We start from the raw sequence: 22158 nt of genomic DNA, 5'->3' as shown, positions 1-22158 counted from the left end.
ACTCATTAAATAGTGGCTGTTCGACCGACTTCCGCGTGAGGCGCACTCGTCATCAGATCCACGTAACCGAAGGAGTTCAATCGTTCCCCCGGAGCCACGCGAAACATGATCGCGTCCATGATCCGGTGAGCACAGCTTGGTTCCTGATTCGACCAGACTCCGCCTCCCACAAAATAGACACCTGGCAGCAAGTTCATCTGGAAAGTAAACGTCACATTGAAGTCACTTCCGGCTAGCACAGGCTCAAAATATGTACCGTCCTCAGGAAAACGCTGCCCCGTTAAAACAGCACCTGAGACATTACGGATATGGATACCCCAGTAAGTAGCGTCGAAACCCTGCTCGAAGCGCCCGGTTACCTGAATCCGGTACGTCTTCCCGGCCTGCAGAACATTCACCACACGCCCTTCGACATCGAGAATGGAGAACGACTTGATCTCGGCACCTTGAGTCGGGTAAATCGCGGTCGTTTCAGGCACAAGACCCGAATCAAACGCATCGCTGGCGGTTTCCCTGGATTCTGCCGGTCGTTCAACCGCGACCTTCTGAAGATCGACTTCCTCACCCGACTTATCGGCAGCTAGATAGGCCTGAACGAGTCTTCTGTACTCCGCTTCCGGCGCGTAAATGAGCTTCTGATAGGCTCTGACGGCTTGTGGGGCCGCGCCGTACATAAGACGAATCCCATGATCGAGCAACAAGGTACGGTCACAGAATTCAATAATGCTCGGGCCCGAATGGGATACGAACAAAATGGAGGTACCCCGGCTTTTAAGTTCCTCCATGCGAGCAAAGCACTTGCGTTGAAACTTTTCGTCTCCCACGGCGAGCGCTTCGTCAACGATAAGGATTTCCGGCTCAATCATCACTTGGACGGCAAAAGCCAATCGAACGACCATGCCGCTTGAGTAGCTCTTTACTGGTTGTTCGATGAAGTCGCCAATATCGGCGAAGGCTGCAATCTCATCAAAGCGCTGATCGATTTCTTCCCGTGCCAGCCCGAGAACCGCACCGTTCATGTAGACGTTGTCCCGACCGGAAAACTCAGGATCGAATCCGGACCCCAACTCCAGTAACGCGGCAATCCGCCCATTGGTTTGCACTGTGCCGCTGGTAGGATTCAACGTTCCACAGATCATCTGCAGAAGCGTGGATTTACCACTGCCGTTGCAACCGATAATCCCTACCGTTTCTCCCTTTTTTACCTCAAAGGAAACATCCCGCAAAGCCCAAAATTCGCGGAAGAACTGGCCTGGCTTCATGCGCACAGCGCCTCGCAGGCGAGGCAGGATAAATTGCTTCAGCCGGTCACGCGGTTGATCGTAGATTTCATAGCACTTGCTAAGGTTCTCAACCTTAATCGCGACTTCAGAGGACATCAGCAAATCCCTTACGTGTTTTCTGGAACCAGGCAAAACCCAGCCAAGCAATGCAAGTTGTGGCAATCCAATAGATGCCCAACATTTCAAAATCCGGCAATTTTCCCCAAAACAGAACGTCGCGCGTCATCTCGATCGCTGGCGTCAGGGGATTGAGATAAAGCAAATGGCGATAAGCCTCGGGAAGTGCCGTAGCGGGGTAGAAAATCGGGCTCAGAAACATCAGGACAGTGGTGAGAATCCCAATGAATTGCGAAACATCTCGCAAGTAGACACCCAGAGAAGCCAGTGCCCAGCTGACACCCATGATGAACATAATCAAAGGCATGACAATCAGCGGAAGGTAGAGCGCCGTTACGTGTGGTACGCCGAAGAAGATGCCGTAGGCTATGAACCAGACGCCTAGGCTGATGGCAGCATGAAACAAGGCTGACCCCAGCACCACGACTGGCAGGATTTCCAGAGGATAAACAACCTTCTTGACGAAGTTAACCTTCCCCAGAATCAGACCCGGCGCCCGGTTGATGCACTCGGAAAACAGGTTAAAGATTATCAGTCCTGCAAAAAGAATCAGCGCAAACTCGGTCTTGGAATCGCTATCCACGCTCCAGCGAGCCCGAAGGACAGCACTGAATACAAAGGTGTAAACAGCAAGCATCAAGAGTGGGTTGAAGAACGACCATAGCAAACCCATCGCCGAGCCGCGATACCGTCCGAGCACCTCACGGATCGTCGATGCTCTGATCAAGGCTGTATTGCGCCAGAGACTGGCGAACATTTCCAATGGATTGGCAGAAAACTGGCGCATCAAGCAAAGCCTCAACAGAAAAAATTACGTGCCGACGCACATCGTTGGCAACAAGCGGCGGGGGGCATCCTAGGGGTGAAAAGCGGAAATTTTCAGGAAAAGTACCTTACGTCTCAGTATGAGGCTTGAGGCAAGTCAAAACGTTGTCATACATCTTCAGGGAATTCCATTCATGAAAGTCAGCATTTCCTTGAAAAATCTTTGCAGCCCTCGGTCGCTGAGAATCCGGACAAGCCGCTAGGTGGCAGCTCCGCCAGCGTTCCGTACAGAGTACCAAGACTGAACAGATACACCCGCAGGCGGCTGCAAAGGACCATCGAAAACCAAAAATCAGCCAGAAAGAAAATACAATTCGTCTTGAAAAGCGGGGCTAGAGCAGATGGCACAGACATCCACCAATGCTCGCCAAACCGCACTTCACCTGGCCACTTGTCTAATGTCTGGCTCGGCACTCTGACCAAAACGACATCAAGGCCAATAGTTTGCCGAATGATAGCATGTCAATACGACATAAAAACACGACTTTTCCTACACGCACTTACGCCCCAAGGAAGCAAATTCAGGCGAGAAAAATCGATGAATCTCGCCTCTACTTGGGCACGCAGAGCGGACCATCGCCGGATACACTCAGCCCCCCCGCACAGCCACAGCCACAGCACCGCTCGAAAAATCGACTGCAAAAATCGGCGCCGCCTTCTACCAGTACTCGACTGCAAAAGCAAAAAAGCCGGCTAATAAAAGACGGCTTTGGTAAAGACGAACAAAAAAAGACAGCTTTATTTATAGCCCTCGCAAGATGTCAAGGCGCGACTCTTGGCAATGTAATAGGCATTATGAAGTTGCTTGTGGCGGTCCAGCCTAACCTTGGGATCCGCGGGCGTTCTGAAAAGCGATGTGGTTTTCGGCACATAACAGAAACGGTTTTTGTAGGCATAACGCAACCAAAGATTCCAGTCCTCCAGATTGCTCATATCCGTCTCGAAGCCACCCCGCTCCATATATAGATCACGCTTGAAAAGAATTGATTGAATCGGGATGTAATTATGGTCGAGCAGCGTTTCGTAATCGAAATCCTGCTTGAATGCTGCATTTGTTTCATGACTGACTTCAACATACCGTCCCTCATGCCCTGCAACCGTCCCAACTTCCATTGCCAACGAGTATGCCGCAACGGCTTGCTCTTCCTTCAGCAAAGCAGCGATCAGAATTTCGACATGATCAGGAAACAGCAGATCATCATCATCCAGGAACATGCAGTACCTGCCAGTGGCCATTTCCAGACCATGATTACCAGTTACCGAACGTCCAACCTTTTCCAGGCCAAAGAATCGCACGCTCAATCCGTATACCGATGGAGTTTTCTCCACAAGAGACTTCATGGTGGATCCGCCGTCTTCGACAACGATCAGCTCAATGTTCCGATATGTCTGATTGAGTACTGACATGATCGACTGCCTGAGGAATTCCTCCCGCTTGCGATACGTGCGCGTTACGATCGTAACCAATGGCGATTCTACGACGGGAGTACCGACATGCCAGAAGGCCCCTTCCCTGACCATCTCATAGTCAAACCCCCGGAATGGAAAACTCACTCCCTTTTCCGGGCCTTTACCCTTGAGGAAATGAGGCGCCTTTTTCAGAAGATGAAGAACGCTGCGCATCACGTCTAGGCGAGAGCCTGGATAGACTTGTGGGCGAAGCATCAGTAAAAGCTGAAGCACCACACCACCAATTTTATCAACCAGACCGCCATAACGTAGCCGGATATAAGCATTCGCTGCGGTGCTACCAACGTACTGAATCGGCTTGACCTGGTTTTCATGCTCATACGTGTAGTGATAGACAACGGCAGAAGGGCAAAACTTCAACCGGTAACCATAAGACCTGAAGCGATAAGAAAGCTCCACATCTTCGCCATACATGAATATCTGCTGTTCGTACCCACCGACTCGCGCATAGGCAGTACGACGGATAAGTATGCAAGCATGTGAGGACCAGTTGGTGTCCAATGTCACAGGGTCGTAATACTTGGGATGCTCGAAAGGCGCCTGCCTCATCTCCCAAGATGCAACATCATCCTGCCCCTGAGATAAAGCATGAGCAACAATATTCTCAATAGCCGTCTCGGAAAACTGAACATCAATATTGCTAACAAGAAAATAATCCGCACACCCCTTGGCGATGGCTCGATCATGACCTGCGCCAAAACCGACATTTTCGCCACGCAAAATATTAAAACCTGCGAACTTTTCAGAAAGCGTTGCCAGCCAGCGCTCTAGCTCTTCAACGGTAGTATCCGAAGAACCATTATCAACGATGAAAAGATTTATCTTGTCACAAGGATAACTCTGTTTTTTTAATGACTCGAAAAAACCATCGATCCACTTTGAACTGTTGTATGTAACAATAGATATATCAATGACTGGGTGCGCACCCGCTTCCACGCTTGGCACCACATGTGAAAACCGATGCTCCGCCAAATCCTGTAAAGCCTTCAGGTTATCTTTGGAGTAGATGACGGCAAGTAGCGTGCCCCGTAGCCCCCGGAAAAACAGGCCCAGCCGCACGCGAACACGCGCCACAAAAGGAAATTTCTGATAGAAAGGCCGAAGAGCCGCTTTCGGGTTCGAAAACGACAAGCGAAGTCCTGACAGGCAACGTGTAACCAACGATTTTTTCGAAAACCTCATAACGAAAAATTTATCCTTTACAAACGAATCTTTCTCTGCTGAACATTCAGACTGCAGGTTGCTTTGCTGGACCGTTTCGAGTTTTTTCTCCAACTCGAGAAGCCTTCCATTGACTTGAACAAGCTCATTATTCAGCAAATCCAAATCCGTATTCAATTCTTTATTTTTTGACTCCATCCAAGAAATATATGACTGCTGCCGATAACTCTCCAGATCTGGATCTGAAGCTCTTCGCTCCCGCAGCGCGCCGTTATCAGATTCGAGCCTGAGCAGATGGCTCGAAGGCTCGCAAAACTGCTCATATGATAGAAAATACTGCGCCTCTGCGAAATAAAGTATCTTGCTTCTAAGTGACCGTGATGCTGAATATTGCGCCCCTTGAGATTGCCAGCTCTGCAGCAAATTCACAGGATTCGCGACGTCGATCGTAAGGCCCAGCCCGGAATACGGAGCAGCTCCGAGTACATAGACACACTTTCCAGCCAGCGCCGCTTCGAATCCCGCCGAGGAATTGAGGGTAAACACTACGTCTGCGCCAGCGATAAGCTCAGTTATATCATGTGCCTTATCGGCAACAAGAACACCTTCCGGCAGTTCGGGAACAGCATCCAGAGGGTGCGGCTTGACCACGATGTTAAAAGCAGAACCGGCCATAGCATCAGATATGTGTTGCACGTACTCTTTCATGCTTGCATATGGCGACCCCATAATCACATTGGAATCATCATGCACCTGGAGCAAAATCAACGCGCTACGCTGAGTGATCCTACCCTTTCGGGCATATCGCTTCTCAAGCGCGCCGAGCTTGTCGTTTGATTCGACACACTCATCGACTGGATGCGCTGCCGTGAAGGCCAGGCAACTATCTTTAAATGAACTTCGAGCATTCACTCCTTTTGAATCTGAGTAATATCGCATCGCATTGGGTGGTCGCAACATGCCCAACTCATTGAAAACCAGAGGAATATTTCTGGACAAACAAGCCTCCTCAAGCCTGCCGTCGTAATTCCAGCAAAAAACGAGATCCGGATTAATATTACTCAAAAAGTCTTGAATAAAATCATCGTGAAACCTCAAAGCTTCACTTCTGAGTATCTTGTTCCAATCAGCGAGCCAACGATCGGCCTGTGTATTCGGATATACACAATCGAACTCTTTCGGGCTTACCCACCGATGACGAAAATCAGGATATTCATTTTTAAGCTGGTCTGAACCAACAAATATACACTCCCAACCGTCTCGCGAAAACTTGTCAGCAAGCGGAAAATAAAGATCAACAATACTGCTAAACAACGTTGGTTGATTTCTTAAAACCAGAGGTAACGTATAGAAAATAACTCGCTTAAACTTTCTCTGTCCAACCTTAACCGCAGGATTTCCTGCTGCGATCGTCATCCCATCAATATTGTATTTCACAACAGAATTTGCGCTTACAATTGCGCCATCACCGATTTCAGTGCCCGCAAGTATAGATACGCTTGCACCAATCCACACATCATCACCAATGCGCACCTCGGCGAGCTTCAGGCCCTGCTCTTTGATGGGGATCTTGCGATCGTACCGGTGCGAAGATGACGTAATTGAAGAATTGGGAGCGATCAGTACATTTTTCCCAATCGTGATCCTGCCACTGCCATTTATCCACACTCCGCAGTTTACGATGGTTCCGGAGGACAGCTTCAGATAACCACCAGCCCCGCACTCAATAACGACGTTATCGCGAATTTCGACGCTGTCCTCAACAATACAGGTCGCTGTTTCATCAACGTAAAATTTCGCCGAATCTGCAACTATTGCCCTTCCAATAGTGATCATAATCAGACCACTTTCGCGACGGAAACAGATGAAGGGCAAAAAGCCGATCCAACAACCTGCCGCACACCCGAAATACTGATTTTCCTCAGCGGCCAGCGCTGGTCAAGCTCTACACGCTCACCGTCCAGACTAGCCATACCGATATACAAAAAATAATCTCCTGGCGCGACGTTCAGTGAATAAGAAAAACTCACCTCATAAAAACCTTCTTGAAAATCAATTATTTGCCCCGCAAAGAGCGTATTATCTCCCGCAACATCAACGCCCTTGGTATTGCGTAATGAATAACCGACAACGACATCCTTGATAGTCCCAAAAGACTTAATGCGGCAGACCATCTTGACTTCTTCAGCAGGTAAAAACCGATTATCAGGCACACCCGAAAAACCAAAAAAATCCACTGCGTTTATTATCGCCTGACCCGAGCCGAACCTCGTCTCAGAAATATCAGCCAGCTCATCCAGATAAGAAACATCCACATACTTCTCATCAGAACCGCTCGATGGCGACACTGAGCAATTCCTAATATTTTTCTCATAGTCCTTGGTTGTACTAAGGACGTCCGAACTGCAATCCACAACTCGCCCTTTTTCCATAACAATTACAAATTGACAAAACCTTATAATTGATTGGGTATCGTGCGAGACAAACAGAATAGTCGCACCACGCTCCTGCATGCCTTTCATTTCAAGCATGCATTTAAGTTGAAACCCCGCATCACCAACACTCAGGGCTTCATCCACTATCAACACATCAGGCTGTACATTAATCGCTACCGAAAATGCCAAGCGGGCAAACATGCCACTGCTGTACATCCTTACGGGCTGGTCTATAAATTCACCAATATCTGCAAACCTGGTGATTGCCGAAACGCGCTCACGCATCTCTGCATGGCTGTAGCCCATCAATGAGCCTTGAAAATAAATATTCTCCATCCCGGTATAATCGGGATTGAAGCCAGCCCCCAATTCCAAGAGCGAAGCCACCCTTCCAACTACCTTGACATGTCCACTCGAAGGGGTAAGAACACCGGTCAAGATTTTCAGCAAGGTACTCTTGCCGGCACCGTTCGCCCCCAGAATACCGACGGTTTGTCCTTTTCTCACAGAGAAAGAGATGTTCGAAAGGGCATGAAACTCTTGATGTCGTTTTTTTCCCGACAAGGACAATGCCTCGATCAATCGATCGATCGGCTTTTTGTAGAGGCGATAGGATTTACAAATATTATTGACAACAATGATATCCGGATTTTCTTCACTCATCACAAGACATCCGCAAAGTGAGGTCGTAATTTTTTAAATATCCGACGACCTGCGAACATCAGGACGATCACGATCCCCCAGAAGAACATCGTCTGCTTCAAGCGATCCCAGAACCAGATCTCGCGAATGAAAGTGTCCCTGAAACCTTCTACCACATAAGCAAATGGGCTCAGACGAAGATACTCAGACAGCGGACTGCCCATGGCATCGATATCCCAGAACACCGGCGTCAGCCAGAAGCCAAACTGCGCAGCCATGGAAACCAGCTGTGCCAGATCGGGAAAAAACACGACCAACGAACTGGTAACCCATGCAAAAGCCAACAGCAAGGCAAACAGACAACAGACGTAGTAGACAATCTGAAACCAATACACAGTAGGTTTGTAACCATATACCAACAACAGCACAACCAAAATAGATATGAAAAACATATGAACTACGAGCGCTGAGCCTAATTTCACCAATGGCAACAAAGAAACTTCGAATACAATCTTCTTAACAAGAAAACTGTATTCCTTGACTGAAGCACAACCCGAGTTTAGAGATTCAACAATAAAGAACCATGGGACCAGACCACATACCAACCATAAAACAAATGGAAAAGACGTGTGTGCCGGCGCCTTGAATCCAAACTGAAAAACAAAATATAGGATCAGGGTAGTTGCGACAGGCTAGATAAACACCCACAAGATCCCAAGATAATTAGTGAGATATCGGGTGCGAAGATCATTGAGTATCAGGCTCAACAACACCCTGTGATTTCGTGCTAACTCTCTGAATATACGCATAAAACCACTCCCCTCGACTCAGTTATCGCGCCCTTTCCGCCTCAGCCACCAAAATTCACGCCAACTTACTGCAGAGTTCACCCTGATCAGATTGAAGCAGCGAACAGACCATGGGGCGAGTCAGTCATGCAGTAAACCAGTCGAAGTTATTTTAGTGTTAGCTGTACAAGGAGCCGGACTCGGCTCGGAGGTAAAAAGCTCTGGATTGACATGCCTTGGACCTACTGGCGCAGGAACCCTGTTCGAGCAGAATACAGAAATCTTCAAAGTAAGAAATCTGACATTTCCGAGATAACTGTAGGAAAACTCGCCAACACAGCTCAAGCATGAGCTGCTCCGGCTACTTCGGAGTCTCCAACAATCCTGCCTTGTATTTGCATGCAAGCAGCACCAGCGGTATGTAAGCAATGAAAACCGCCAACAGGCCGGAGATCAGCCCAATCCCGGTCAAAATCGCTACTGGAGTGAGCCAAAGCAGGTTGATTGCAAGAACGGCGTAAACGACTGTTTTGTGGTTGCCATAATGTCGGGAGGCGTATTGATAAGCGTGACTGCGATGGGCTTCGTAGATTTTTTCACCACGAACAAGGCGGCGAAGGAGTGTCCAGGTCGCATCGACGATGAATACCCCCAGCAATATCAACCAGCACCACAGCAAATCAGGTGTATTCCTGCCCGCAATAATTGCCAGAAGGCCGATAATCAATCCCAGGAAACCACTACCGGCGTCCCCCATGAATATTCGGGCAGGAGGAAAATTCCAACAGAGAAATCCGGCGACAGAGCCTGCCATCAACAGAGGCATCCACGACAAATCCTGATGGCCAGCCATCCAGTAGACAAGGCAGGCAGACAGGCAGACAGATATAGCCTCGACGCTGGCCAATCCATCAATCCCATCCATAAAATTGTAGAGGTTGAGCATCCAGACCAAGTACACAGCGAAGAGAATGCTTGAAAGCCATTTCAGGTCGATCAGGTAGCCGAACAGGGAAATCCCGCCTCCCCCATCCAGCCAGTACAATGCCCATCCAGCAGCGGCGAAGTGCCCCACCAATCGCCATCTTGCAGCAATGTGTCCATGATCATCGGCGAACCCTAACACCGCCACCAGCGCCCCAGCACCGGACAATCCAATAAGTGTCGGTAAATCAATCAGTTGCAAGTAATGCGATACAGGCAACGCAATCAGGAAAGCGACTACAATCGCTACGCCCCCGCCTCGCGGTGTAGGAATGGTGTGAGAACTTCGCGTGTTTGGAATATCGATCAGGCTGTTGGCTAGCGCATAATTTCGCAGTGCATAAGTCAGCACTAACGAAGCCACGAATACTGCCAATAATAATCCACAAAAAATCATTTCGATTGGGTATCCAGATAGTGGTCAACTGTCTGATGAATTGCACGACTCACGCTCACCAAAGGAGTCCACCCAAGAACCTCTTGCGTTCGCGAGATATCAACTTCGAGCGAATCAAACAAACGCTGAGCTATCAGACCTCGCCCCAACAAACGCAACAAGCCTTTCAATAACCATGCCGGAACCGGAAGCAACAACGCCGGGTGCCCCAGCGCATCGCCGATATTTTTCAGCAACTGCGTGGTGGAAAGACTCTCTCCATCACTGACTAAAAAGGTATTGCCTGGTGCAGCAGGGTGATCCACACAAAGAACGACCAGATCAGCAAGATTGCTAACCGAGACCAGACTCCGGCGATTGGCTATTTTTCCGAAAGGAAGCGGAACCCCCTTGCTCAACCAATTCATCATGGTCAAAAAGTTGGCCTTCACGCCCGGACCGTAGACCAATGGAGGACGAATAATCACCACTTCCATGCCGGTTTCCCGGCTGATCTTGTGTAAAATCTGCTCGGCCTCATACTTGGATTGGCCATAAGAATCTTTAGGTGCAGGTAAGTCATCGAATTTAAAGGGGGCCGCCTCATTGGTGCGCTCGCCATTCACTTTGATCGAACTTATGAAAATGAAACGTCTTACACCCTCCGCTGCAGCTTTGCGCGCCAAGTAGGCAGTGCCGTCAACGTTGACCTTACGAAACTCGGCCAAAGCATCCTGGGCTGTCTCATTCATCACATGAACACGTGCAGCGCAGTGAACTACTGCCGTAACCCCCTCAAAAGAAGGCAACTCCGAATCATCACCAAGGGACAAAGGTACTACTTTGCAAATTCCTGCAAAACGTGACGCGCCGCGAACAGCAGCCACAGGTACGAACTTGCGGTCGAGCAGCAAACGCAACAACACCGCTTCGCCCACAAAGCCTGTGGCACCCGTGACCAAAACACTCGTATTGTTCATCGGGCTTTCTTCCCGATTATTGCCGTAGCCCAGCAAATAAGGAAAAAGAACACTTTGTCGCGCACGCGCCGCCGACACTTCCAGGCATGAAATGAGAGCCTCATCAATTGCCTGCGCCCAAATCGAAACCAAGGTTGAACAAATGGATCCTCGTGTTTCCCGACCAACTCTGCGATGAGCTGAACTTGGGAAAACCACCAACCATCGTGAATGGATTTATAGCGCATCAACAACGAATTGATCCCGATGTTAGCACCCACCTGATTGCTTTCATGCTGACGATACTGCATGGAGGGTATCGGATCGGTGTACCAGCGAAAACCATTGCTTCTGGCAAACGCGTAGCAGTACCAGTCGTGCAGACTGACCTCCTGCACTTTATCCCAGTCTGCACATACTGCGGCCTTGAGCTCATTGGCAAGCGTATGACCCAAAACATAGGTACAACCTGGACCGGCCGCTTCGAACAAATAGTCCCAGGCAACTTGAGGCTGGGCCTTGTCGATCAAATGCGTTTTACCGCTACTCCAAAACGCAACGACATTACTGGAGTAACCATCAATATTTTGCGCGTCAAGTGTTTCGCACGCTCGTTGAAGCTTATCTCTGCCCCAGACGTCATCCTGATCGGCGAATGCGACAAAGTCGTATTTGTCGAAGTTGACATCACGAATCAGTCGGAAGAAGTTACGCGATGCGCCGCCGAAGCTGCCTGCGGATGGCAGCACGACGGCGCGGGGATAAATAGCTGCGAACTCAATGCACCAGGCTTCAGTACCGTCCGTTGAAGGATCAATACTGATATACACCGTTACGTCAACACCGGTCTGCTCCAGAATCGATGCCAGTTGCTCCTTGATCCATTGCATACCATTAAAGGCAGCCAGCAAAACTGCAACCTTGGGATGTCTTACTGGCATACCAATCCTGTTTAAAACGGTGCGAACGTTAATGTTCGGAAAGGCAAATGCCCACTGTTAATGAGAGGGCGAGTCCAGCAACTTCTGCAGGTACTGTCCGTAGCCAGTCTTCTTGAGAGCATCAGCCTGCGCCGCCAACTGTTCGGCCGTGATCCATCCATTGTGATAGGCAATTTCTTCCAGACATGCCACCTTCAGCCCCTGGCGCTGCTCGATCGTATGCACGAAGTGACTGGCTTCGAGCAACGAATCGTGAGTCCCGGTATCCAGCCAGGCAAACCCACGACCAAGCATCTCGACCTTCAGCGTTTTACGCTCCAGGTAAGCGCGATTCACATCAGTGATTTCCAGCTCGCCGCGATCCGATGGCTTGATGTTCTTGGCGATTTCAACAACATCATTGTCGTAGAAATACAAACCCGTGACAGCATAGTTAGACTTTGGCTTCAGTGGTTTTTCTTCGATGCTCAGAGCACGACCGGAAGCATCGAATTCAACCACCCCGAAACGCTCGGGATCGGACACGTGGTAACCGAAGACGGTAGCACCCTGCTGCTGAGAGCTGGCGGAACGCAAATTGTCCGAGAAGTGTTGTCCGTAAAAAATGTTGTCGCCTAGAATCAAACAGCAAGGATCCTTGCCGATGAACTCTTCACCAATGATGAACGCTTGAGCCAAACCATCCGGGCTAGGCTGTACAGCGTACGTCAGCTTGATGCCGTAGAGGCTGCCATCGCCGAGCAGCTTGCGGAAGCACGGGAGATCTTCTGGCGTCGAGATGATCAGGATTTCACGCATGCCCGCAAGCATCAGTACTGAAAGCGGATAGAAAATCATCGGCTTGTCGTAAATCGGCAGCATCTGCTTGGACACACCGAGTGTCAGCGGATGAAGACGCGTGCCTGAGCCGCCAGCGAGGATGATGCCTTTACGATTGGTCGTGGTCATTTGTTCAGAACTTCCCTAAGCATTCGGGTTACACCACTCTGCCAATCCGGCAGGTGTACAGAAAAGTTTTCACGCAGTTTCTGAGTGCTTAATCGCGAATTCAGTGGTCGGCGTGCAGGTGTGGGGTATGCGGTGGTTTCAATTGAATTGATCGAAGTAACGGCAAGCTCCTCACCATTAGCCTTCGCAAAGTTGATTACATGACTCGCGTAGCCGTGCCAGGACACCTCCCCGCCGGCAGCAAGATGATAAAGGCCTGACAGCTCAGGACACGACCGGGACTGCCAAATCGCCAGTGCAGTCACGTCAGCAATCAAATCGGCACCGGTCGGCGCGCCGACCTGATCGGCGATAACGCTCAGCGTCTCGCGATCCTTGGCCAAACGAAGCATTGTCTTGGCGAAATTGTTTCCGCGCGCGCCGTAGACCCAACTGGTTCGGAAAATCAGGTGCTTGCAGCCAGAACTGATGATTGCCCGCTCGCCGGCGAGCTTGCTGGCGCCATAGTAATTCACCGGAGCGACCGCATGGTCTTCTTGCCAAGGCTGGTCGCCCTGCCCGCTGAAGACATAATCCGTCGAATAGTGAATCAACCAGCCCCCAAGATCAGCAATCTCTTCGGCCATGACCCGACATGCATCATTGTTCACGCGATCAGCCAAGTCAGTATCCGACTCGGCCTTGTCCACTGCGGTGTAGGCAGCAGCATTGACGATGATGTCAGGTTTGACCTTGCGAATCGTGGCTCGCAGCGCGTCCAGATCCGAAAGGTCACCGCTCAATCCGCCTGCTGCATGTCTATCCAGTGCAATCAACTCGCCAAGAGGAGCTAGGGAACGTTGCAGCTCCCAGCCCACTTGACCGTTTTTTCCCAACAGAAGAATTTTCATGCCTTGCCCGAACGATCGCTGTAATTCTGATCGATCCACTGCTGGTAGCTGCCGCTCTTCACGTTCGCCACCCATTCGGCATTGCTCAGATACCATTCAACCGTTTTACGGATACCTGTATCGAAGGTTTCTTCCGGCGACCAGCCCAGCTCACGCTGAATTTTGCTGGCATCAATAGCATAACGCTGGTCGTGACCAGGGCGATCCTGGACATAAGTGATCAAACTCGCATGCGGACGATGAGCGGAATCCGGACGCAATTCATCCAACAGGTTACACAGGGTGTGAACGACTTCAATGTTTTGCTTTTCGTTATGGCCACCGATGTTGTAAGTCTCACCGATCACGCCTTCGGTGACGACCTTGTACAGTGCACGAGCGTGATCTTCGACGAACAGCCAATCACGAATCTGATCCCCCTTGCCATAAACCGGTAGAGGCTTGCCTTCCAGTGCATTGAGAATGATCAACGGGATCAATTTCTCAGGGAAGTGGCACGGGCCATAGTTGTTCGAGCAGTTGGTCACCAGTGTCGGCAGGCCGTAAGTCCGAGCCCAAGCCCGAACAAGATGATCCGAGCTGGCCTTGCTGGCCGAGTACGGCGAGCTTGGCTGATAAGGCGTAGTTTCGGTGAATAGGTCTTCCGGCCCTTCAAGATCACCATAAACTTCGTCAGTCGAAATATGGTGGAAACGGAAGTTTGCCTTACGGGTTTCATCCAGCGCAGCCCAGTAATGGCGAGCAGCTTCCAGCAGGGTGTAAGTGCCGATGATATTGGTCTGAATGAACTCGGACGGACCGGAAATAGAACGATCGACATGGGATTCGGCAGCCAGGTGCATGATTGCATCCGGCTGGTGCTCACGCAGAACACGATCAATCTGGTCACGATCACAGATGTCGACACGCTCGAACGCGTAACGCGAATTCCCGCTGACTTCAGCCAACGACTCAAGGTTACCTGCGTAGGTAAGCTTATCGACGTTGACCACAGCATCGACAGTGTTGGAAATGATATGACGGATGACGGCCGAACCGATAAAACCGGCACCGCCGGTTACTAGAATTTTCACGCGAAACCATACCCTTGAGTTACTGACAGGGCCGCCTACCGAGCTCTGTCTAATCCATGAATGCAAAAGCCATCAATTGAGCCGAGACTTCTGTCAAAGTTCAGTCTGCACCGAAGTGGGAATATGCCACCATCGGACAAGCCCGTCATTTTACAGCTTAATGAACGTTTTACTAATGGATATAGACAAGCTGTGGCTAAAGTTTAGGTTACTTTTCCTTTCACATCGCAATCAGGCAAGACGTTTGCGCGAAGCTCGAGACCGATATCCCAGAAACCACCCCAAAACGGGACCGATCAGCATGCCAGCCAGCATTGCAAAAACAATAACCACCGAAACCGGGAGTTGCGGCCCCGACCAGCCAAGGAACAATAGAGAAACCGATTGCTGGTTCTCAAGCACGAACGTCAGGACTGCAAACAAAAGCAGCAAAACAAAAATTGCTATCACTAGACGCTGGAATCTACGCATAGCCGACTCCCTGGAGCACGACAACCGTCAAAGCCCTTCCTCCTCTTCATTCACGCGATCGCGCAGCTCTTTCCCTGGCTTGAAATGCGGTACAAACTTTCCGTCGAGACTTACAGACTGACCGGTTTTAGGATTGCGCCCGACACGCGGCGCACGATAATGCAAAGAGAAGCTGCCAAACCCACGGATCTCAATACGATCACCGGTGGCCAAACACTGGGACATTTGTTCAAGCATGGTCTTGATGGCCAGCTCCACATCTTTGGATGAGAGTAGCCCTTGATGGGTGACAATTCGTTCGATCAACTCCGACTTCGTCATATTTTTCCCTTCTTTTTCAAGCAGCTAGATCAGCGCTTGAAAGGTTTTAGCACGCCCGGAAGATTTTGAACAGCCCAGGGATTGACATATCTTTCTCGGCATCAAAACGCCCGTTTTCTGCGCACAAAAGCACCGAACCGGAGCCGCACTCATTCAGCGACACATCACCAGCATGGTCCGAGTGACGTAGCCTGCGGGATTGAAGCCAAACGGATATTCATCTTCATCCTTGGCCTGATCAGATCGGGTGATCACCCGGTAACCTGCCCCCTTGCACTCCTTCGCCGCGCGCCTTTGGCACTTCTCCCACCCCGACCCCAAGCCGGAGCAGTCGATCTCGATTCCGCTCACGCCACGTACCGCATGCGTCTTGGCACTGGTGGTGCAGCCAGCCAAAACCAACACTGCAATCAACACAATAAATCTGCTCATCCACTTCCTTATGCCAGGCAACGCCCGACTACTGCACGACTACTACCCAGCTTAGTCGCGAATAGGCGATTGATCCGATTAAAGAAACAGACAACCCGCTGAAGGGATTGGTTTCACCGTAGTCTTAGCCCCCCCCCCAAATCGCAGGCACAAAAAAGGGCGACCGAAGTCGCCCTTTTTCATGATCAAGCAGAACTTAGTTCTGTTTGGCCATTGCTTGCTTCAACAGAGCAGCCATGGTGGTATCGGCTGGAGCTTCCTGAACGGAGTTCAGGCTCTGGATAGCTTCTTTCTCTTCAGCGTCATCTTTCGACTTGATCGAGAGCTGGATTACGCGGCTCTTGCGGTCAACGCTGATGATCTTGGCTTCAACTTCCTGGCCTTCTTTCAGAACGTTGCGCGCGTCTTCAACGCGGTCACGGCTGATTTCGGAGGCTTTCAGGGTCGCTTCGATGTCGTCAGCCAGAACGATGATGGCGCCTTTGGCGTCAACTTCTTTCACGGTGCCTTTAACGATAGCGCCTTTGTCGTTAACCGAGACGTACTCGGAGAACGGATCGCTTTCCAGTTGCTTGATGCCCAGGGAGATGCGCTCGCGCTCTGGGTCAACCGACAGGATGACGGTGTCCAGCTCGTCGCCCTTCTTGAAACGGCGTACGGCTTCTTCGCCCACTTCGTTCCAGGAGATGTCGGACAGGTGAACCAGACCGTCGATGCCGCCGTCCAGACCAATGAAGATACCGAAATCGGTGATCGACTTGATGGTACCGGAGATCTTGTCGCCCTTGTTGAACTGGCCAGAGAAGTCTTCCCATGGGTTCGACTTGCACTGCTTGATGCCCAGGGAGATGCGACGACGCTCTTCGTCGATGTCCAGAACCATGACTTCCACTTCGTCGCCGACTTGTACGACTTTCGAAGGGTGGATGTTCTTGTTGGTCCAGTCCATTTCCGAAACGTGTACCAGACCTTCAACGCCCTCTTCCAGCTCAGCGAAGCAGCCGTAGTCGGTCAGGTTGGTTACACGAGCGGTAACGCGAGTGCTTTCTGGGTAACGGGCTTTGATAGCAACCCATGGATCTTCGCCCAGTTGCTTCAGGCCCAGGGAAACACGGTTGCGTTCGCGATCGTATTTCAGAACCTTGACGTCGATTTCGTCACCAACGTTGACGATCTCGGAAGGATGCTTGATGCGCTTCCAGGCCATGTCGGTGATGTGCAGCAGGCCGTCCACGCCACCCAGATCGACGAATGCGCCGTAATCGGTGAGGTTTTTGACGATACCTTTGACTTGCTGGCCTTCCTGCAGGGATTCCAGCAGAGCTTCACGCTCGGCGGAGTTCTCGGCTTCGAGGACGCTGCGACGGGAAACGACAACGTTGTTGCGCTTCTGGTCCAGCTTGATGACCTTGAATTCCAGCTCTTTGCCTTCCAGGTGCGTGGTGTCGCGCACTGGACGGACGTCAACCAGGGAACCTGGCAGGAACGCACGGATGCCGTTAACGTCGACAGTGAAGCCGCCTTTAACCTTACCGTTGATAACGCCCTTGACCACTTCCTCAGCTGCGAAGGCTGCTTCCAGAACGATCCAGCATTCAGCGCGCTTGGCTTTTTCACGGGACAGCTTGGTTTCACCGAAACCGTCTTCAACCGAATCCAGAGCAACGTGAACTTCGTCACCGACATTGATAGTCAGATCGCCAGCGTCGTTGTAGAACTGTTCCAGCGGGATGAGTGCTTCAGACTTCAGGCCAGCGTGAACGGTTACCCAGCGAGCCTGGTAATCGATATCAACGATAACACCGGTGATGATGGAGCCTGCCTGAAGGTTCAGGGTCTTTAGGCTTTCTTCAAAGAGTTCCGCAAAGCTTTCGCTCATTTTAATTCCTGTAGATGAGGGCGAAGAATACGCCCATCTCCACACCCCAGACGGTGTGGGTTAGTTTCATTTAAAAGAAGCGCTGCAGGACTATGACTGGTCCCCTGCGGCCTTCTTGGTCACCCGGCGATATCGCGAATGGCGATCTCGCTCATGATGCGTTCAAGCACCTGATCGATGGACAACTCCGTGGAATCCAGCTGAATCGCGTCGGCCGCCGGCTTGAGCGGGGCCACTGCACGCTGGGTATCACGCTCGTCGCGTGCACGGATCTCATCTAGCAGACTCGACAGACTAACATCCTCGCCTTTGCCCTTCAACTGCAAATATCGGCGACGCGCTCGCTCCTCGGCGCTGGCGGTGAGGAAGATCTTCAATGGGGCATCGGGAAAAACCACCGTACCCATATCGCGACCATCAGCCACCAACCCCGGCGCCTCCTGGAAGGCGCGCTGGCGCAGCAGCAGCGCCTCGCGCACCGCCGGCAGCGCAGCTACCTGGGACGCGCCTGCGCCAACACTTTCAGTACGGATGACATCGCTGACTTCATCACCTTCCAGAATGATGCGCTGCAGCTGACCTTCAGTCGCCGCGATGAACTGCACATCCAGATGAGCAGCCAGCTTTTTCAGCAACTCTTCATTGGTCAGGTCGACACCATGGTTGTGCGCAGCGAACGCCAGCAGGCGATACAGCGCACCGGAATCCAGCAGGTTCCAGCCCAGACGCTTGGCCAGAATCCCGGCGACCGTGCCCTTGCCCGAACCGCTTGGTCCATCGATGGTGATGACCGGTGCAATGTTTTTCACGACTGAGCCTCTTGAGCCACACGAATGCCGACCTGCGCGCACAGCGCGAGGAAGTTCGGGAACGACGTCGCGACGTTGGCGCAATCATGGATGCGGATCGGCGCAGTGGCGCGCAGCGAGGCCACACTGAAGGCCATGGCGATACGGTGATCGCCGTGACCATGCACTTCGCCGCCACCGATCTGGCCGCCATCGATGATGATGCCGTCCGGGGTCGGCTGGCACTTGACGCCCAGCGCCAGCAAGCCGTCCGCCATGACCTGGATGCGGTCCGATTCCTTGACGCGCAACTCTTCAGCACCGGTCAGCACGGTACGACCTTCGGCACAGGCCGCCGCCACGAACAGTACCGGGAATTCGTCAATCGCCAGTGGCACCAGCGCTTCCGGAATCTCGATACCTTTCAGTTTAGCTGCCCGCACGCGCAGGTCGGCTACCGGTTCGCCACCGACCTCACGTTGGTTTTCCAGGGTGATATCGGCGCCCATCAGCCGCAGGATGTCGATAACGCCGGTACGGGTCGGGTTGATGCCGACGTGCTCCAACACCAACTCGGAACCTTCGGCGATCGACGCCGCCACCAGAAAGAACGCCGACGACGAGATATCGCCCGGCACTTCAATGTGGGTCGCGGTCAGCTTGCCGCCGGACTCGACCGACGCGGTCGCGCCATCAACGCTCACCGGGTAGCCGAAACCACGCAGCATGCGCTCGGTGTGATCACGGGTTGGAGCCGGCTCAGTGACAGTGGTCTTGCCTTCCGCGTACAGACCCGCCAGCAGCAGGCAGGACTTCACCTGAGCACTGGCCATCGGCATGGTGTAGGTCAGACCCTTGAGCTTATGACCGCCACGAATGGTCATCGGCGGACGACCTTCGGCAGCAGTTTCAATCACAGCGCCCATTTCACGCAGCGGATTGGCCACGCGATTCATCGGACGCTTGGACAGCGACGCATCGCCCGTCAGGGTGCTGTCGAAATTCTGCGCAGCCAGCAGGCCGGACAACAGACGCATCGAGGTGCCGGAGTTGCCCAGATAGATCGGGCCAGGTGCCGGCTTCAAGCCATTCAGGCCTACGCCGTGAATGGTCACCCGACCGTGGTGCGGGCCTTCGATGACCACGCCCATGTCGCGAAATGCCTGCAAGGTCGCCAGGGCATCTTCACCCTCGAGGAAACCTTCAACCTCGGTCACGCCTTCGGCCAGCGAGCCGAGCATGATCGAGCGGTGGGAAATCGATTTGTCACCTGGTACGCGAATCCGACCGGACAAGCGGCCACCAGGTTGAGCCAGAAAAATCAGATCGTTGGAATTCATAGCGTCCACATAGGCCCTGCGGGCCAGGATTTTACTGAAATGCTCGCGGGCAACCCGGGCGCGCGTGAAGACGCCCAACAATTGGTGCCCATCCCCTGCATCGACCGCGTCGCGCAAGGCGTCGAGGTCGCTGCGAAATGTATCGAGTGTGCGCAGGACAGCCTCGCGGTTGGCGAGGAAGATGTCGTGCCACATCACCGGGTCGCTTCCGGCGATTCTTGTGAAATCGCGAAAACCGCCCGCAGCGTAACGGAAGATCTCAAGGTTTTCATTGCGTTTGGCCAACGAGTCGACCAGACCGAAGGCCAGCAGGTGCGGCAGATGACTGGTCGCGGCCAACACTTCGTCGTGGCGCTCGACCTGCATATGCTCGACATCGGCACCCAGCTCACGCCACAAGCGATCGACCACCGCCAGCGCGGCCGGGTCGGTTTGCGCGAGCGGGGTCAGAATCACCTTGTGCCGACGGAACAGCTCAGAGTTGGAAGCTTCCACCCCACTCTGCTCGGAACCGGCAATCGGATGCCCCGGCACGAAACGCGCCGGCATACCGCCGAACGCCTCGGTCGCCGCGCGCACCACGTTGCCCTTGGCGCTGCCGACATCGGTCAGAATCGCCTGGCCCAGATCGACACCCGCCAGACGCGCGAGCACCTTCTCCATGGCCAGAATCGGCACCGCCAGTTGAATCACGTCGGCGCCCTGACACGCAGCAATCAGGTCGTCTTCGCAACGGTCCACCACACCCAACTCGACCGCCAGCCTGCGCGATTGCGGGTCGAGATCGACCCCGACCACTTCACGGCAGATGCCGCTTTCACGCAAGCCTTTGGCAAACGAACCACCGATCAACCCCAGACCGACCACCACAAGGCGACCGATCATAGGTGCAGCAGATTGCAGAGCAGTGACATCACCCACGAGCCAGAACCTTGCGCAGCGCTTCAAGGAAGCGGCTGTTTTCCGCCGGCAGACCGATGGTCACCCGCAGGTGGTTCGGCATGCCGTAATTGGCCACCGGACGCACGATCACGCCTTCACGCAGCAGCCCCTGGAAAACCGGTGCAGCGACCTGACCAAGATCGACGCAGATGAAGTTGCCTTTGGACTCGATCCAGCTCAGACCCAGCTCACGGAAACCCGCCTGCAGTTGCTGCATGCCGGATTCGTTGAGCTGACGGCTTTGCGCCAGATACTCGTCGTCCTTCAGCGCCGCACAGGCTGCGGCCAGAGCCAGGCTGTTGACGTTGAATGGCTGGCGCACACGGTTGAGCACGTCCGCTACTACCGCAGTGGACAGGCCATAACCGACGCGCAGCGCTGCCAGGCCGTAGGCCTTGGAGAACGTGCGCGATACCAGCAGATTCGGGTACGCCGCGAGGAAATCCAGACCGTCCGGCAGGTCGCTGCCTTCGGCGTACTCGATGTACGCCTCGTCCAGCACCACCAACACATGCTCCGGCACGTCCTGCAGGAACTCGTCCAATGCTTCGGCGCCGAACCAGGTGCCGGTCGGATTGTTCGGGTTGGCGATGAACACCACACGAGTGTTGGCATCGATGGCCGCGAGCATCGCAGGCAAGTCGTGCCCCCAGTCCTTGGCCGGCACCACTTTGGCCTGCGCGCCGACCGCCTGGGTGGCGATCGGGTAAACGGCAAACGCATGCTCACTGAACACGGCGTTCAGACCCGGCGCCAGATAGGCGCGCGCCACGAGCTCGAGAATGTCGTTGGAGCCGTTGCCCAGGGTTACCTGGTTCAGCTCGACGCGGCACTGCTCGGCCAACAGCGATTTCAGCGCGAAGCCGTTGCCGTCCGGATAACGGGTCAGCTCGGCCAGCTCATCACGGATTGCCGCCAGCGCTTTCGGGCTGGCGCCCAGCGGGTTTTCATTGCTTGCCAGCTTGACGATTTTCGCCGGATCCAGATCCAGCTCGCGCGCCAGTTCGTCCACAGGCTTGCCCGGAACGTACGGCGAAAGTTGTTGCACGCCCGGCTGTGCCAGAGCGAGGAAGTTGCCACTCATTTGCTACCG

The 22158-nt window shown here is 52.8% G+C and carries 18 protein-coding genes; all 18 read right to left on the bottom strand.

Features of this window, described 5'->3' with window-relative positions; genetic code table 11:
• Positions 1–5: 5 nt before the first annotated feature.
• On the bottom strand, positions 6–1379 hold the full coding sequence (locus ACTJKS_RS01615) for an ABC transporter ATP-binding protein (protein ID WP_108183429.1): 1374 nt from the start codon (positions 1377–1379) through the stop codon (positions 6–8).
• Complete coding sequence (locus tag ACTJKS_RS01610) at positions 1369–2187, bottom strand: ABC transporter permease (RefSeq protein ID WP_108183430.1); 819 nt, start codon at positions 2185–2187, stop codon at positions 1369–1371. Before ACTJKS_RS01610 ends, ACTJKS_RS01615 begins: the two co-directional genes overlap by 11 nt.
• 776 nt (positions 2188–2963) lie before the next feature.
• Complete coding sequence (locus tag ACTJKS_RS01605) at positions 2964–6692, bottom strand: glycosyltransferase (protein ID WP_108183431.1); 3729 nt, start codon at positions 6690–6692, stop codon at positions 2964–2966.
• Positions 6693–6694: 2 nt separating this feature from the next.
• Complete coding sequence (locus tag ACTJKS_RS01600; protein WP_108183432.1) at positions 6695–7954, bottom strand: ABC transporter ATP-binding protein; 1260 nt, start codon at positions 7952–7954, stop codon at positions 6695–6697.
• A complete protein-coding gene (locus tag ACTJKS_RS01595; protein WP_440828793.1) occupies positions 7954–8610 on the bottom strand; it encodes an ABC transporter permease in 657 nt (218 codons plus the stop codon). The genes ACTJKS_RS01600 and ACTJKS_RS01595 overlap by 1 nt, the downstream gene beginning before the upstream one ends.
• A 472-nt stretch (positions 8611–9082) precedes the next feature.
• Positions 9083–10102, bottom strand: a complete 1020-nt coding sequence (locus ACTJKS_RS01590) for an MraY family glycosyltransferase (RefSeq protein ID WP_108183434.1) — start codon at positions 10100–10102, stop codon at positions 9083–9085.
• The gene (locus ACTJKS_RS01585) at positions 10099–11061 is read right to left on the bottom strand and encodes a UDP-glucose 4-epimerase family protein (protein WP_108183435.1); all 963 of its coding nucleotides are present in this window, start codon (positions 11059–11061) and stop codon (positions 10099–10101) included. Before ACTJKS_RS01585 ends, ACTJKS_RS01590 begins: the two co-directional genes overlap by 4 nt.
• Positions 11058–11981: a glycosyltransferase gene (locus ACTJKS_RS01580; protein WP_108183436.1), complete on the bottom strand. Its 924-nt coding sequence runs from the start codon at positions 11979–11981 to the stop codon at positions 11058–11060. The genes ACTJKS_RS01585 and ACTJKS_RS01580 overlap by 4 nt, the downstream gene beginning before the upstream one ends.
• Positions 11982–12038: 57 nt before the next feature.
• Entirely contained in the window at positions 12039–12929 is an 891-nt protein-coding gene (gene rfbA / locus ACTJKS_RS01575; protein ID WP_108183437.1) for a glucose-1-phosphate thymidylyltransferase RfbA, read from the bottom strand.
• Positions 12926–13819, bottom strand: a complete 894-nt coding sequence (gene rfbD / locus ACTJKS_RS01570) for a dTDP-4-dehydrorhamnose reductase (RefSeq protein WP_108183438.1) — start codon at positions 13817–13819, stop codon at positions 12926–12928. Before rfbD ends, rfbA begins: the two co-directional genes overlap by 4 nt.
• Positions 13816–14892: a dTDP-glucose 4,6-dehydratase gene (rfbB, locus tag ACTJKS_RS01565; RefSeq protein WP_108183439.1), complete on the bottom strand. Its 1077-nt coding sequence runs from the start codon at positions 14890–14892 to the stop codon at positions 13816–13818. The genes rfbD and rfbB overlap by 4 nt, the downstream gene beginning before the upstream one ends.
• Positions 14893–15123: 231 nt before the next feature.
• The gene (locus tag ACTJKS_RS01560) at positions 15124–15363 is read right to left on the bottom strand and encodes a LapA family protein (RefSeq protein WP_108183440.1); all 240 of its coding nucleotides are present in this window, start codon (positions 15361–15363) and stop codon (positions 15124–15126) included.
• 27 nt (positions 15364–15390) lie between these two features.
• Positions 15391–15684 carry an integration host factor subunit beta gene (gene ihfB / locus ACTJKS_RS01555; RefSeq protein WP_077047287.1) on the bottom strand — a complete coding sequence of 98 codons (294 nt, stop codon included), beginning with the start codon at positions 15682–15684 and terminating at the stop codon, positions 15391–15393.
• 153 nt (positions 15685–15837) lie between these two features.
• The gene (locus ACTJKS_RS01550) at positions 15838–16116 is read right to left on the bottom strand and encodes a hypothetical protein (RefSeq protein WP_108183441.1); all 279 of its coding nucleotides are present in this window, start codon (positions 16114–16116) and stop codon (positions 15838–15840) included.
• A 196-nt stretch (positions 16117–16312) separates the two neighbouring features.
• Positions 16313–17995 carry a 30S ribosomal protein S1 gene (gene rpsA, locus ACTJKS_RS01545; protein WP_041069380.1) on the bottom strand — a complete coding sequence of 561 codons (1683 nt, stop codon included), beginning with the start codon at positions 17993–17995 and terminating at the stop codon, positions 16313–16315.
• A gap of 119 nt (positions 17996–18114) precedes the next feature.
• On the bottom strand, positions 18115–18804 hold the full coding sequence (cmk, locus tag ACTJKS_RS01540) for a (d)CMP kinase (RefSeq protein ID WP_108183442.1): 690 nt from the start codon (positions 18802–18804) through the stop codon (positions 18115–18117).
• Positions 18801–21008, bottom strand: coding sequence for a bifunctional prephenate dehydrogenase/3-phosphoshikimate 1-carboxyvinyltransferase (locus tag ACTJKS_RS01535; protein ID WP_262948502.1), 2208 nt, complete (start codon positions 21006–21008; stop codon positions 18801–18803). The genes cmk and ACTJKS_RS01535 overlap by 4 nt, the downstream gene beginning before the upstream one ends.
• A 28-nt stretch (positions 21009–21036) precedes the next feature.
• Positions 21037–22149 (bottom strand): histidinol-phosphate transaminase, encoded by a 1113-nt coding sequence (hisC, locus tag ACTJKS_RS01530; protein WP_086794154.1) that lies wholly within the window; start codon positions 22147–22149, stop codon positions 21037–21039.
• Positions 22150–22158 lie beyond the last annotated feature (9 nt).

Origin of the sequence: Pseudomonas sp. 22189 (assembly GCF_052045635.1) — a bacterium.
GTDB lineage: Bacteria > Pseudomonadota > Gammaproteobacteria > Pseudomonadales > Pseudomonadaceae > Aquipseudomonas > Aquipseudomonas parakoreensis.
Note: the sequence above shows the minus strand (reverse complement) of the source record. Positions and strands in the feature narration are given on the sequence as shown.